Raw genomic sequence first — 14,000 nt, 5'->3', positions numbered from 1 at the left:
CGCTACCTCCCCGTGACGCTCGCAGGGGACACGCGCCCGGTGGTGCCGCCGGTTGCCCGGCCGACCGATCATTCTCGCCGCCGGCCGGCGGGGTGTTGGACGACCGGGCCGGTACGCGGCCCGACTCAGGGCGTCAGGCCGGCCCCCGTCAGCATCGGGCCGGCGAGCAGCAGCGCACCGCCACCGAGGGCGACCAGGTTGACCAGGGCGAAGAGGGTGACCCAGAAGAACGCGGGCAGCGGGGTGAGGCCGGCGAGCTGGTCGGCGTCGGAGGCGGGCATCCGCCCCCGCGAACGCAGCCGTTGCAGTTCCACCACCGGGCGCACCCCGCCGAGCAGCAGGAACCACACCCCGGCGTACGCGAAGGCCGCCTGCACCTGTGGCGTGGCGTACCAGGAGACGGCGAGCACCACCCCGCCGGTGACCAGCAACGAAAGCACGCCGAAGACGTTGCGGATCATGACCAGCATGGCCAGCAGCAGCACCACGGCCACCCAGAGCAGCAGGGTGATCCGGTTGCCGCCGAGCAGCCACGCGCCGGCCAGCCCCACCAGCGGCGGCGCGACGTAGCCGGCGAGCAGGGTGAGGATCATCCCCGGCCCGGTGGGCCGGCCGGCGGAGAGGGTGAGCCCCGAGGTGTCCGAGTGCAGCCGGATGCCGTGCAGCCGGCGGCCGGTGAGCAGGGCGACCAGCGCGTGCCCGCCCTCGTGGGCGATGGTGATGGCGTTGCGGGCGATCCGCCAGGGCACCCGGGTGGAGACCACCACCAGTGCGACGGCGGCGGTCAGCAGCACCAGCAGGGGTGGCGGGTCCGGCTGCGCCGCGAACAGCTTGTCCCAGAGACCGCCGAGCCCGTCGATCGACACCATGGGGCGCGAGCCTACCGGCCCCGACCTGTGTCGCCGCGCCCCGCACGCGGCCGGGCACCTTCGGCGCCGCTTCCGGGTGTCGCGCCCCGAGGGTCAGGTAACCCTCCGAGGCGCTGGCGCCACGTCGACGGCGCGGGCGTCAGGCCTGCCGTCGGACAGCCACGGGCACCGCCTCTTCACGGGCGAGCGCGCTGCGTCGGGCGAACCGCCGGGCACCCACCACGGCGAGGGTGACGCTCACGACACTGAGCAGTGCGAACAGCACCGGCAGGCCGGCGGCGGCGAGCAGTAGGACGATGTCGCCGAGGGCCACGAGCATCCACAGTGCCACTCGGGGCCGGGCGTCCCTCCGTCGGTAACCCATGTCGTACCCTCCCTTCCGTCGTCGTGGAATGTGGATACCCCGTACGACGCAAGGTCATGCGAGTCGATCTCGCATGGGTACGAATCCCGCCGGTCAGTCCTGGCGGTCGGGCTTGAAGCCCTTGGCGATCCGGTCGAAGTTCGCCAGGTTGGCCTGCCAGTCCTTCGCGGCGACCTCCCAGCGCAGGGCGTAACCGCGATTCTTGGCCGTCACGAAGCCCCGGTTACGGACGTGGATCCGGGTGCCGTCACGGGTCTCCAGCCACTCCCAGTCCGCGCAGGTCTTCCAGTAGTCGCAGCGCTTGATGTCCAGGTACTGGTAGTTGTTGACGAACTTCCTGCGGTCCGGCTCGATCCGCTTCCAGTCGGCGTACGCGTCCGACTTCGGCGTCGAGGTCCACTGCACCAGCAGCTCACCCACCCCGCCGGGCTCCTGGAAGATGACGGTGTTCGCCCCGCTGCTGCTGCGCCTCCAGGTCGCCGGCAGCGGCAACGCGAAGCCGGCCGGGTCCTTGTGCAGCTTCCAGCCCGCCGGCAGCGCGTTCGGGTCCACCGACGGGCTGGCCGACGGTGTCGGGCTCGGCGCGGCGCTCGTCGGCGGGGCCGGTGCGGCGGACTGCGACTGCGTGGGCGCGGCACCGGTCGGTTCGGCCTGCGGGGCCCCGTCGTCGTCCCCGCCGTCGCCGCCCGTCAGCATCGGCACGACCAACACCAGGCCCAGCAGCAGCAACGCGACCAGCACACCGATCAACACGCTGCGCCGGGTGTTGTTCGGCTTCGTGCCGCCGGACGCGACGACCGTCGCCCTGCCGGACGGCGGGCTCACCGGCGCGGGCATCGTCGACGTGGGATGCGCCGGCCGTCGGCGCGCCGCGTCCACCGGCTCGGCCTTCGTGTCGTCCAGCGCCGGACGCGACGCGTCGACCTTCGCCGTCACCACCGCGTCCGAACCCGACGAGTCGACCTTGGCCGTCGGGGTGAGGTCCGCGGCGAGCGCCGCGGTCGCGTCCTCGACACCGGCGGCCTGCGCGGCCCGGGGCGCGGGCGGGCTGACCGGCTGGTCGGAGCGTCCCTCGGCGGGGCGCGGCGCCGGCACCACCGGCGGGCGCGGCTCACGCGGACCGTTCGGCCCCGGCCGGCGTACGCCGTCGAGCAGCGGGATGGTGCGGGTCCGCTTGCCGGCGGCGCGGCGCAGCAGCCGCTCCGCCACGTCGGCGTTGATCCGCTCGTTCGGGTCCTTGCGCAGCAGCCCGTTGAGCACCGGCTTGAGCGGCCCGGCGTTCTTCGGCGGCGGCATCGGCTCGGTGGCGAGCGCCGCCAGGGTGGCGATCGCCGACGGCCGGGCGTACGGCGACTTGCCCTCGACCGCCGCGTAGAGGGTGGCGCCCAGCGACCAGAGGTCGGCCTCCGGCCCGGCGGTGCCCTCGCGGGCCCGCTCCGGCGAGATGTACGCGGGCGAGCCGAGCACCATGCCGGTGCGGGTCACGTTCGGGTCGCCGGGAATCGTGGCGAGGCCGAAATCGGTCAACACCACCCGACCGTCGTCACCGAGCAGCACGTTGCCGGGCTTGACGTCGCGGTGCATCACCCCGGCCTTGTGCGCCGACTTCAGCGCGGCCAGCACACCCAGGCCGATCTCCACGGCACGCGCCGGCGTCACCGGGCCGTCCTGGGCGAGCGTGTCCTGCAACGACTTCGACGCCACGTACTCCATGACGATCCACGGGTCGCCGTCGGTGCGCAGCACGTCGAAGATGCGCACCACATTGATGTGGTTGAGCCGGGCGATGGCGCGGGCCTCGCGCAGCGAGCGCTCCCGCATCTCCCGGCGTTCCTCGTCGGTGAGGCTGGGCGGCGGGACGAGTTCCTTGATGGCCACGTCCCGGTGCAGCACCTCGTCGCGCGCCTTCCACACCCGACCCATGCCACCCTGACCGAGCGGCGAGAGAAGCCGGTATCGGTCAGCGACGAGTTGGGGCAGCGCGTTCGACATCGCCCAGACGGTACCCGGAGCCGGCGACGCTCACACCGCCGGCACGCCACTGCGTGACCCGACTCGGCCTCCCCCGCGCGTAGGCTGGCGCCATGTCTGCCGAAGAGCCGCTGTTCCGGGTCGTGCGCGGGGTTCCCACCGCCGAGGAACTGGCCGCGCTGGTGGGTGCGATCGTCGTCCGGTCCCGCCCGGTCGCGACCACCCCCGCGGCCTCCGTGTCCGCCTGGGCGCGCTCCGGCCGGCCCACCGCGGCAGCGCCCACCGGCCCCGGCGCGTGGCGCACCTCCGGCCTGCCCCGCTGACCTCTTCGGGCACCGCTCACCGCAGCTCGGTGCCGGCGCCTACCCCCGGGATGGCCGACGTGTGCCGGAGCGGGGCTGCCGGCAGGCCCAGGACCCATTAACCTCACTGAGGGAAATGACGCAGTGACGCGCAGGGAGGGCCATTGATCCCCGAGGAGGACCGTCCGGCGTCCTGGCTCCGCGGCTACGGCGGCATCGAGGCGGACATCCGCCAGCTCCGCGAGTTCGCCGACAAGCTCCAGGCCGAGGTCGAACGCAACTACGCCCCGAACCTGTCCTACATAGCCGAGGACATGAAGGTGCCGGTGCCGAACCCAGCCGACGCCTTCATCGAGCTGGTCAGCTTCCTACGCGCCCACCACGAGACCCAGCAGGCGACCGCCGACATGGTCTGGGGCGTCCGCGACGCCACCGGCCACCTCGCCGCCGCCGCCGGCACCGTCGCCAAGCGCTACTCCGAGGCCGACGCCTTCGCCTCCGCGAGGGTGACCGACGTCGAGCGGGCGCTCGCCAGCCCGGCCGCCACGCGGGGCGCGCCCCCGGCGCTACACGACCCCACCGGCCCCGAACCGACGCCGGGGCGGGGACCGGTGGTGCTGCCATGATCGAGCGGGGCACCGGCGGTCGCACGTCCGCCCTCACCGACTGGCGGCTGATGGACGTCGCCAGCATGTGGGCCTGCCTGCAGGACCACGACACCACCAACCACTGGAGACAGGTCACCGGCTGGCACAAGGTCTGCGACCTCGCCCGGGAGCACCTGGGCCGGCTCCAGCAGTACCGCCGAGGGCTGGCGGAGGCATGGCCACCGGAAACCAACCAGGCCGCCCGCGCGTACGTCCGCGAGCTGGACGAGCTGATCGACAAGGTGCAGCGCACCCACGACGCCGCCAGCGCCAACATCTCCGCGCTCTCCGCCGCCACGCGCGCCATCGGCGCCACCCGCGCCCAGCTCAAGACGATCTACGAGACGTACGCCACCAAGGTCCAGGAGAAGCGGACGTACGACGCGACGCTCGCCGACCCGAAAGCCGCCATGGGCAGCCGGGTCCCCGATCGCCCGGTGACCGACGCCGACCTGGAACGGCTCAACGTCCAGGCACGCGGCATCATGTACGGACTCAGCGGCGAACTCCAACATGCCCAAGCAATGCTCCGCCAGCCACCAGCGGCTAGACCGGCTAGGGACCCAGGAAGTTCAGACGCCTATGGAGGGTCGACTTCCGCTCCGGTAATACCGCCGATCCTTCCGATCCCGGTTGGGACGTCTACCGGCGCACCATCGGTTAGTCGGCCGTCAGGTTCCGCTCGACCGCCTCAAACCCCTCTTCCGCCGAACACCGGTCCGGTCTTGGGCGGGGCTGGCAGCGGATTGGCCCCGGCACCAATCCATCCGGGGCCGGCAGCCAACATGCCCCCGGCATCAGCCAATCCACCTCCGTCTGCCGGAATCACACCAGCGTTACCACCAGGACCGAGTCGAATGGGCGCTTCCGGGCCACTTGGTCGGCCCATCGCTGGGGCCGTCGGCAACGGCAGCCCAACGCACTCACCGCCGCCTGCTACCGGCCGGCCCATGGCACCTGGTGGGTTGATCGGAGGGAGTCCTGGAATGGGACTTGGTCAGCCTGCCACGAACAACAACCAGCCACGACGGGTAAATCCGATCGGAGGAGTAATAGGCGGGGGTGCAGGCACCGCGCCGGCAGGCGGCGCAGGATCTCGTCCCGGCGGCGCCCGCAGCAGCGGAGTGCACGGCGTACCTGCCATCGGAGGCGCTCCGCCTGCCGGCCGTGCAGCGCCGGGCATGAATGGAATGGCCCCCCAGTTCGGACAACGCGAGCGGAATACTGAAGACTCACGGCACTGGGACCCAGATCACCCTTGGCAGACAGATCAAGGCGTCGCTCCCATAGTTCGTCCACCAGACGAAGAAGGGCCTCTCGATCCGGGGCCAGCCATCGGAATAAATAGGTGAAGCTTCAAGCCGTCCGCAGCCTGCTGGCGCTTATAGTTGCCCCACTGGCGACTTTGCCACCCGCCCATTTCGGCATTGCGGAGGCAACTCCCACACGGGCTCTGCAACCCAATGAAGTCAATCGAATACGAGACGATCAGTGGCACCTACGCCAATTGAAAGTCAAAGAAGCCCACGAGATTACACAGGGAGAAGGGGTTACCGTCGCAATTCCGGATACCGGCGTTAGCCCACATCCTGACCTGCGTAAGAATCTTCTCACGGGCATCGATATCATTCCTGGCGGCGGTGGAAGTGGGCAGCAAGATCGAGACAGTCATGGCACCGGCATGGCAGGCCTGGTGGCCGCCCATGGCCAAAGTAAGAGGACTGGCGCACTCGGAATTGCCCCGAAGGCTAAGATCCTCCCCCTCTACGACACTCCCGCAGGGGGCGATGGCCATCCCGACAACCTGGCACAAAGTATCGAGTACGCAATAGATAACGGAGCCGACATAATCAGCATATCCAGTGTCGGCAGCACCAGCTCTCGCCTTAAACAAGCAGTCCTCACGGCTTTGGCTAGCAATATCGTCATTGTGGCGGCGGCCGGAAATAGGCCAGAGGACAGTCGCGTCGGCTACCCAGCGTCAGAGGAAGGCGTAATTGCAGTTGGCGGGATCGATCGCCTCAACCAACGCGCGTCAGTGTCAGTCGCGGGCCCTGAAATTGATGTAGTCGCACCGGCAGTTGAGATCTACAGCACCAGCATCGATGGCTTATATCGCAAAGGCACCGGCACGTCGAACTCGACCGCAATCGTTGCTGGGGCCGTAGCGCTCATCAGGTCCAAGTACCCCGACCTGCCAGCCTCCGAGGTGGCGCACAGGCTTACAGCTACCGCGATCGACAAGGGCCCGCCGGGGCGGGACGACGAGTACGGCTATGGGGTCATCGACCTGGTGGCGGCGCTGACGGCAGACGTACCCCCGCTGGGTTTCGGTTCGGCGACGGCGAGCGCCCCGACCCAGGCCGCCTCGACCACGGCGGCGGCAGCGGAGCCCGTAGGCGACGGGGACGACGGCTCGACGGCCCGTGGGCTGGCCACCCTCGGGGTGATCGTGGCCGCTGGCGGAGCCTGGGCGGTCATCGCCCGTCGGCGACGCCGTGGCGGCGATCCGCCTCCGCGCGTCAGTCGGTGATGACGGGGCGGGCTGCCGGAGACGCTTTCATTCCGGTGAGCCGGTAACGTCGGCGACGTGCCGAAGTCCATGCCGCTCCGCCTCGTGCTCGCCTCGGCGAGCCCCGCTCGTCGCAAGATTCTCCGGGCCGCCGGGATCGACCCCGACGTGCTGGTCAGTGGCGTCGATGAGTCACTTGTGGTCACGGAGCGCGCCGAGGAGCTCTGCCTGGAGCTGGCCCGGATGAAGGCACAGGCCGTTCTCACCCGGCTGCGCCCGGCCGACGACCAGCGGACGCTGGTGATCGGCTGTGATTCGGTGCTGGCCTTCGACGGGGAGATCCTCGGCAAGCCGGCTGACGCGGCGGACGCCACCCGGCGGTGGCAGCAGATGCGTGGGCGCAGCGGTGTGCTGCACAGCGGGCACTGCCTGATCGACGTCGTGGCGGGGCGGCGGGCCGAGGCGGTCGCCTCCACCGCCGTGCATTTCGCCGACATCAGCGACGACGAGATCGCCACGTACGTGGGCACGGGTGAGCCGTTGGCCGTGGCGGGGGCTTTCACGATCGACGGGCTCGGTGGGCCGTTCGTGGAGCGGATCGAGGGCGATCCGAGCACGGTCATCGGGCTTTCGCTGCCGGTGCTGCGCCGTCTCCTCGGCGAGCTCGACCTGCGGATCGCCGATTTGTGGACGAAGGTCGCGCCTGGCGATCAGATGGTCGAGCCGCTCAGCTAGCGTCCGTTCATGACCACCAAGTCGATTCCGCTCACCGCCGAGTTGCACGCGTACCTCGTCGCCCATGGTGCCCCGCCGGACGAGCTCATGCGGGACCTGGCCGAGGAGACCCGCGCGGCCCTGCCACGCGACGCGCAGATGCAGGTCGCGCCGGAGCAGGCGGCCTTCCTGACCTTTCTCACCCGGCTGCTCGGGGTGCGACAGGCCGTCGAGGTGGGCACCTTCACCGGCCTCTCGTCGCTGGCGATCGCCCGAGGGCTGGCCGAGGGCGGGCGGCTGACCTGCTTCGACATCTCGGAGGAGTTCACGGGCATCGCCCGGCGGTACTGGGCGCGGGCCGGCGTGGACGACCGGGTCGAGCTGCGTATCGGCCCGGCCGGCGACACCCTGCGGGAGTTGCCCCACGAGCGGTACCTGGACTTCGCGTTCATCGACGCCGACAAGGTCGGATATCCGGTCTACTGGGCGGAGCTGGTGCCCCGGATGCGTCCCGGCGGGGTGATCGCGGTCGACAACGTGCTGCGCGGCGGTCGGGTGATCGCCCCGCAGGGTGCCGACGACCGGGCCATCGCCGCGTTCAACGACGAGGTGCTCGCCGACGTCCGGGTGGACGCGGTGATGCTTCCGATCGCCGACGGCCTGACCCTGGCCCGGGTCCTCTGACCTCACCCGCACGCGTTTCAAGATCCGGCCGGCGGGGCGCCGCGCTTCCGGTCGCGGTCAGGCGTTGGCCATCGTGGGGGTGGCTGTCGGGCGCAGGGCACGGCCCAGCCGGGCGGCGAGCAGCGCCGCCACCGCGATGAAGCCCGGCAGCAGCAGGAACGCCAGGTGCGCGCCCACCCCGTCGGCCACCCAGCCGAGCGCGACGGGCGCGATCCCGAAGCCCACACCCATCGAGTACGACGCCCAGCCGGCCGCCCGGTCCGCAGCCGGCCCGGCGACGGCGAGCGCGATCGAGATGGCCAGCGGGTAGTGCAGGGCGTTGCCGAGGCCGAGGACGACCAGGCCGGTGACGGCGAGCCACCCGACCGGGGCGAGCCAGAAGATCGTGAACCCGGCCAGCGACACGCCCAGCGCGGTCAGCAGCAGCGGCACGGGCCGGTACCGCAGGGCGAACCGGCCGCCGACGAGGCGGCCCACGAACATGCCGCAGACGATCGCGGCGACGGCGGCCGAGGCGGTGCCGGCCGCCATTGCGGCGTGTGAACGCAGCACGTCGGCGGTCCAGAGCGACAGGCAGACCTCGATCGAGCCGGTGACCGCCATCAGCACCCACGCGATCCAGTACGCCGACGGCAGGCGTCCGGCCCGGCGGCCACCGGCTGTCGCACCGGCGTCGACAGTTGGGCCGGCACCGGCAGCCGGGCCGACACCGGCAGGCGCACCGACGTCGGCCCGGCTGCCGGCCGGCGACCCGCCGGGAGCCGCCCTGGCGGGGGCGGGCCGCGGCAGGCGTACGCGGAAGATCAGGGCGGCGAGCGCGACCAGGGCGATCAGGCCGACCTCGACGGCCAGCGCCGGTCGCCAACCCCAACCCGCGTCCACGCTCGCGCCGATGACCAGCGGGGCGAGGATGCCGGCGCCGGCGCAGACGGCGTTGGCCTCGATCAGCGCCGCCGGGGCGGTGCTGCCGTGCCGGTCGGTGAGCACCACGGACACGCCGCTGATCACCAGCATGCCGAAGGTGGCGATCACCGCGACGGCGGTGAGCGTGGCGGGCAGGGCGTGGACGACGCCCAGGGCGGTGACGCCCGCCGCCACGCCGCCCAGCCCGGTCCAGATCGCCCCGCCGCGGCCGAGCCGACGGGCCAGGGGTGCGAAGAGCGCCCCGCCGGCCAGCGCGCCGACGGCGATGCCGGTGCTGTGCAGGCCGGCCACGGCGGCCGAGGTGCCCTGCTCGTCGCGGAGCAGCGGCACGACCGGCCCGAAGCCGTAGAGGAAGAAGCCCCACAGCCCGAGCTGGGCGTAGGTCAGCCAGGTGATCCGGTCACGGGTTAGGCGGGGCACCGGCCCACGCTACAAGCGTGGGCCGATACCCCACCCGGGGTGAGAGCCAGCTCTCCCGAGGTGCCGGAAAGGCCCCCGACAGGGACCCGTTCCGACGGCTCAGCGGACGCTGCGGGCAAACTGGCGGGCGGCCCAGAAGACGGCGGCGGCGGCGAGGACCGCGATGATGCCCAGCCCCTGCCAGACCTTGTCGTTGCCGAGGTCGCCGACGAAGAGGGCGCGGGTGCCGTCGACCGCCCAGGCGAACGGGTTCCACCGGGCGACGCCCTGCAACCAGCCGGGGGCGAAGGTCAGCGGCAGCAGGATGCCGGAGAGCAACAGCACGGGCTGGGCCACGGTGTTCATGAGCGGGGCCAGCGCGTCCTCGCTCTTGACCTTGAGCGCGATGCCGTAGGAGACGGCCGACGTCATCAGCGCGATGAGGGCGAGCATGAGATACGCCAGCAGCAGGTGGACGAGGGAGACGCGCAGGTCGAACAGGAGCGCGAGCAGGGTGATGATGACCGCCTGCACGAGCAGCGACACCACGTCGCGCAGGGTGCGGCCGAGCAGCAGGGCGAGCCGGCTGACCGGGGTCACCCGGGAACGTTCGATGATCCCGGCACGGAGTTCCGCGATGAGGCCGAAGCCCTGGAACAGGCCGCCGAAGATGGCCAGCAGCACCAGCAGGCCCGGCACGAATATCTTGTAGGCCTCCGCCTGGGTGGGCGCGTTCAGCGCGGGCTTGAGCAGCGGGGCGAAGAGCAGCAGGTACATCACCGGCTGGAAGACGCCGACGAAGACCCAGACGGGGTTGCGCAACAGCAGGTGGAGCTGGCGCTGGAAGACCAGCCAGGTGTCACGGGCGAGTTTCATGGGGTCTCTCTCCGGTTGGATCAGGATTCGCGCAGCGAGCGGCCGGTCTTGGTGAGGAAGACGTCGTCGAGGCTCGGCCGGTGCAACTCGATGGAGTTGAGGCCGAGGCCGGCGGTGTCGACGCGACGCAGGATCTGCGGGATGGCGGTGGCGCCCTCGTCGACGTAGAGCCGCAGCCCGCCCTCGTCGACGGTCTCCAGCTTGTTGACGTACGGCTCGCCGTCGAGCAGTTGCGCGGCCTGCGGAGTGGCCCCGGCGGGAAGCCCGACGAGCACGACGTCGCCGGAGATCTCGCGCTTCAGTTCCGTCGGGGTGCCCTCCACGACCACCTCACCGTGGTCGGTGATGGCGATGCGGTCGCAGAGCGCGTCGGCCTCCTCCAGGTAGTGGGTGGTGATGAAGACGGTCATGCCGTCGGCGCGCAGCCGGCGGATCTCGTCCCACATGTGTGCCCGGCTCTGCGGGTCGAGGCCGGTCGTCGGCTCGTCGAGGAAGACGATCCGCGGCTCGTGGATGATGCCGAGGGCGATCTCCACGCGCCGGCGCTGACCGCCGGAGTAGGTCTTGCACTTGCGGTCGGCGTACTCGGTGAGTTGGAAGGCGTCGAGGGCGCGGGCGGCCCGCCGGTTGGCCTCGGCCTTGCCGATGCCGTACATCCGGGCGTGCAGCACGAGCTCCTCCCGGGCGGTGGACTCGTTCCAGGTGCTGCCACCCTGGGCGACGTAACCGATGCGGCGGCGCACCTCGGCCGGGTCCTTGCGCAGGTCGGCCCCCGCGACGGTGGCCTCGCCACCGTCCGGCTCGATGAGGGTGGCCAGCATCCGCAGGGTGGTGGTCTTACCGGCGCCGTTGGGGCCGAGGAAGCCGAAGATCTCCCCCTCGGCGACCTTCAGGTCGATGCCGCGTACCGCCTCGACGATCTTCGTCTGGCGCCCCTCCCGGGAGCGGTAGGACTTGCGCAGCCCTCTGGTCTCGATCATGTAGTGCTCCTGGTCGTCCGGGCCGGTGCCACCGGCCACCTGTCTGGCCCTCGGAGACGACGCCGGACGGCATTGCTCCCCCGTGGCGTCCCGGGCAGGCTAACGCGGCATCGCGGGCAGGAAGGAGAACGCCGCCGTGAACAAATCCGGTGGCTCGTGCAGCCGCCACCACGGGCCGCGCGGCAGCGACTCGAACTCCTCCTCGCCGCTCGGGGTCACCAGGGCGGCTGGCGGCAGTGCGGCATCCCACACTGAGCGATCGTCAGGGCCGCCGGGAGCGGCCGATACACTCCCGAGCAGTGACCCTCCGGGAGGAGCCAGCAAGGTGCGCAAGGTACTCATCGCCAACCGTGGCGAGATCGCCGTCCGCGTCATCCGCGCCTGCCGCGACGCCGGCCTCGGCAGCGTCGCCGTCTATGCCGACTCCGACCGCGACGCCCTGCACGCCACGCTGGCCGACGAGGCGTACGCGCTCGACGGGGACACCGCCACCGAGACGTACCTGCGCATCGACAAGCTGCTGGAGGTCGCCGCGAAGGCCGACGCCGACGCGGTCCACCCCGGCTACGGCTTCCTCGCCGAGAACGCCGACTTCGCCCAGGCCGTCATCGACGCCGGGCTGGTCTGGATCGGCCCCACCCCGCAGGCGATCCGGGACCTCGGCGACAAGGTCACCGCCCGGCACATCGCCCAACGCGCCGGCGCTCCCCTGGTGCCCGGCACCCCCGACCCGGTGGCCGGCCCCGACGAGGTGACGGCGTTCGCCGCCGCACACGGCCTGCCGGTCGCCATCAAGGCCGCGTTCGGCGGTGGCGGGCGCGGGCTCAAGGTGGCCCGCACGATGGAGGAGATCCCGCACCTGTTCGAGTCGGCCACCCGCGAGGCGGTCGCCGCGTTCGGCCGGGGCGAGTGCTTCGTCGAGCGCTACCTGGACAAGCCCCGGCACGTCGAGGCGCAGGTGCTGGCCGACCAGCACGGCAACGTCATCGTGGTCGGCACCCGTGACTGCTCGTTGCAGCGCCGGCACCAGAAGCTGGTCGAGGAGGCCCCCGCGCCGTTCCTCACCGCCGCGCAGCGCGCCCAGATCCACGACAGCGCCAAGGCGATCTGCCGGGAGGCGGGCTACCACGGCGCCGGCACTGTCGAATACCTGGTCGGCGCCGACGGCACCATCTCGTTCCTGGAGGTCAACACCCGCCTGCAGGTCGAGCACCCGGTCACCGAGGAGACCGCCGGCATCGACCTGGTCCGCGAGCAGTTCCGCATCGCCGACGGCGAGAAGCTGCGGTTCACCGCGGACCCGACGCCACGCGGGCACTCCATCGAGTTCCGCATCAACGGCGAGGACCCGGGCCGCAACTTCCTGCCCGCCCCCGGCACGGTCACCGCGCTGCGGCTCCCCACCGGCCCCGGCGTCCGGGTGGACGCCGGCATCAGCGCCGGCGACGTGATCGGCGGCAACTTCGACTCGCTGCTGGCCAAGGTGATCATCACGGGCGAAACGCGTACCGAGGCGCTGGAGCGGGCCCGCCGCGCCCTGGACGAGATGGTCGTCGAGGGCATGGCCACCGCGCTGCCGTTCCACCGGATGGTCGTCCGGGACGAGGCGTTCACCGCCGAGCCGTTCACCGTGCACACCCGGTGGATCGAGACCGAGTTCGACAACACCGTCGCGCCGTTCACCGCCATCGCCGGCCCCGCCGACGCGCCGGCCGAACGCGAGACCGTCGTGGTCGAGGTCGGCGGCAAGCGGATCGAGGTCCGCCTCCCCGCCAACCTCGCCGGGGGTACGACCGCAGCCGCGCCCGCCGCACGACGGCCGGCCCGCCGGGGCGGTGGGGCCAAGGCCGGCGTCGCGGTCAGCGGCGACGCCCTCGCCTCCCCGATGCAGGGCACCATCGTCAAGATCGCGGTGGCCGACGGCGACACCGTCGCCGAGGGTGACCTGGTCGTGGTGCTGGAGGCGATGAAGATGGAACAGCCGCTGCACGCCCACAAGGCGGGCACGGTCAGCGGCCTCGCGGCCGAGGTCGGCGCCGTCATCACCGCCGGCGCGGCGATCTGCACCATCGCCTGAGGCCGAGGCCCCATGGTCGGCTCGGCTGTCGCCGGCTTCTCCCTCACCATCGCGCTGATCGCCGCCATCGGCGCGCAGAACGCCTTCGTCCTGCGGCAGGGCCTGCGCCGGGAGCACGTCGTGCCGGTGGTCGCCATCTGCGCCGCCTCCGACGCGCTGCTCATCTCGCTCGGCATCGCCGGCATGGGCGCCGCCACGGCGGAGCACCCCGCCGCCATCACCGCCGTCCGTTGGCTCGGCGCCGCGTTCCTGCTCGGGTACGGCGCGCTGGCCGCCCGCCGCGCCCTGCGGCCCGCCGCGCTCTCCCCCGCCGACCGGCCACCGGCCACGCTCGGGGCGACGCTGATGGCCTGCCTCGCCTTCACCTACCTCAATCCGCACGTGTACCTCGACACCGTCGTCCTGCTCGGTGGGTTGGCCCGCCAGCACCCGCACCACTGGGTCTTCGGCGCGGGCGCCGCGTTCGCCAGCGCGCTCTGGTTCACCGTCCTGGGTTTCGCCGCCCACCGGCTCGCGCCCGTGCTGGCCCGCCCGGCGGCCTGGCGGCTCGTCGACGGCGTGGTCGCCGTCGTCATGGTGACGGTCGCGGTGACCCTGCTGCTGGGCTGACCGGGCCGGCTCCCAGGCGTGGCCGGAGTGTTTTCGGCTACCACCGGACGCGCCGGGGGCCACGGGCGGGAA

At 71.8% G+C, this 14,000-nt stretch carries 14 protein-coding genes; 7 read left to right on the top strand and 7 right to left on the bottom strand.

What is annotated here, in order from left to right; translation table 11 throughout:
- Positions 1 to 125: 125 nt before the first annotated feature.
- The 3 genes from ACQ452_RS04255 to ACQ452_RS04245 form a co-directional block, all read right to left on the bottom strand.
- The gene (locus ACQ452_RS04255; RefSeq protein ID WP_433389954.1) at positions 126 to 869 is read right to left on the bottom strand and encodes a M50 family metallopeptidase; all 744 of its coding nucleotides are present in this window, start codon (positions 867 to 869) and stop codon (positions 126 to 128) included.
- Between the two features lie 139 nt (positions 870 to 1,008).
- Positions 1,009 to 1,233 carry a hypothetical protein gene (locus tag ACQ452_RS04250; RefSeq protein ID WP_433389951.1) on the bottom strand — a complete coding sequence of 75 codons (225 nt, stop codon included), beginning with the start codon at positions 1,231 to 1,233 and terminating at the stop codon, positions 1,009 to 1,011.
- A 93-nt stretch (positions 1,234 to 1,326) separates the two neighbouring features.
- Positions 1,327 to 3,225, bottom strand: a complete 1,899-nt coding sequence (locus ACQ452_RS04245) for a serine/threonine-protein kinase (RefSeq protein ID WP_433389948.1) — start codon at positions 3,223 to 3,225, stop codon at positions 1,327 to 1,329.
- 92 nt (positions 3,226 to 3,317) lie between these two features.
- On the opposite strand from ACQ452_RS04245, the gene ACQ452_RS04240 reads away from it, so the two are divergent.
- The 5 genes from ACQ452_RS04240 (at position 3,318) to ACQ452_RS04220 (ending at position 8,063) form a co-directional block, all read left to right on the top strand.
- A complete protein-coding gene (locus ACQ452_RS04240; RefSeq protein ID WP_433389945.1) occupies positions 3,318 to 3,527 on the top strand; it encodes an acyl-CoA carboxylase subunit epsilon in 210 nt (69 codons plus the stop codon).
- A gap of 143 nt (positions 3,528 to 3,670) precedes the next feature.
- Positions 3,671 to 4,132 (top strand): hypothetical protein, encoded by a 462-nt coding sequence (locus ACQ452_RS04235; protein WP_433389943.1) that lies wholly within the window; start codon positions 3,671 to 3,673, stop codon positions 4,130 to 4,132.
- A gap of 1,369 nt (positions 4,133 to 5,501) precedes the next feature.
- Positions 5,502 to 6,686 (top strand): S8 family serine peptidase, encoded by a 1,185-nt coding sequence (locus tag ACQ452_RS04230; RefSeq protein ID WP_433389942.1) that lies wholly within the window; start codon positions 5,502 to 5,504, stop codon positions 6,684 to 6,686.
- Between the two features lie 57 nt (positions 6,687 to 6,743).
- Complete coding sequence (locus ACQ452_RS04225) at positions 6,744 to 7,400, top strand: Maf family protein (protein ID WP_433389939.1); 657 nt, start codon at positions 6,744 to 6,746, stop codon at positions 7,398 to 7,400.
- 9 nt (positions 7,401 to 7,409) lie between these two features.
- Positions 7,410 to 8,063, top strand: a complete 654-nt coding sequence (locus ACQ452_RS04220) for an O-methyltransferase (RefSeq protein ID WP_433389936.1) — start codon at positions 7,410 to 7,412, stop codon at positions 8,061 to 8,063.
- 57 nt (positions 8,064 to 8,120) lie between these two features.
- Here ACQ452_RS04220 and ACQ452_RS04215 read toward each other — a convergent pair whose 3' ends face one another.
- The 4 genes from ACQ452_RS04215 to ACQ452_RS04200 all read right to left on the bottom strand — a co-directional run bounded on the left by ACQ452_RS04215 (position 8,121) and on the right by ACQ452_RS04200 (position 11,494).
- Complete coding sequence (locus ACQ452_RS04215) at positions 8,121 to 9,407, bottom strand: MFS transporter (protein ID WP_433389933.1); 1,287 nt, start codon at positions 9,405 to 9,407, stop codon at positions 8,121 to 8,123.
- A 99-nt stretch (positions 9,408 to 9,506) separates the two neighbouring features.
- A complete protein-coding gene (locus ACQ452_RS04210) occupies positions 9,507 to 10,262 on the bottom strand; it encodes an ABC transporter permease (protein ID WP_433389930.1) in 756 nt (251 codons plus the stop codon).
- A gap of 20 nt (positions 10,263 to 10,282) precedes the next feature.
- Positions 10,283 to 11,242 carry an ATP-binding cassette domain-containing protein gene (locus tag ACQ452_RS04205; protein ID WP_433389927.1) on the bottom strand — a complete coding sequence of 320 codons (960 nt, stop codon included), beginning with the start codon at positions 11,240 to 11,242 and terminating at the stop codon, positions 10,283 to 10,285.
- A 99-nt stretch (positions 11,243 to 11,341) separates the two neighbouring features.
- Positions 11,342 to 11,494, bottom strand: a complete 153-nt coding sequence (locus ACQ452_RS04200) for a hypothetical protein (RefSeq protein WP_433389925.1) — start codon at positions 11,492 to 11,494, stop codon at positions 11,342 to 11,344.
- Between the two features lie 73 nt (positions 11,495 to 11,567).
- Between ACQ452_RS04200 and ACQ452_RS04195 the strand changes: the two genes are divergently transcribed.
- Positions 11,568 to 13,319: an acetyl/propionyl/methylcrotonyl-CoA carboxylase subunit alpha gene (locus tag ACQ452_RS04195; protein WP_433389922.1), complete on the top strand. Its 1,752-nt coding sequence runs from the start codon at positions 11,568 to 11,570 to the stop codon at positions 13,317 to 13,319.
- A gap of 12 nt (positions 13,320 to 13,331) precedes the next feature.
- On the top strand, positions 13,332 to 13,928 hold the full coding sequence (locus ACQ452_RS04190; RefSeq protein WP_433389919.1) for a LysE/ArgO family amino acid transporter: 597 nt from the start codon (positions 13,332 to 13,334) through the stop codon (positions 13,926 to 13,928).
- Positions 13,929 to 14,000 lie beyond the last annotated feature (72 nt).

Source organism: Micromonospora sp. KLBMP9576 (genome assembly GCF_050941805.1).
Classification (GTDB): Bacteria; Actinomycetota; Actinomycetes; order Mycobacteriales; family Micromonosporaceae; genus Micromonospora.
This window is presented reverse-complemented; position numbering and strand designations above follow the sequence as displayed.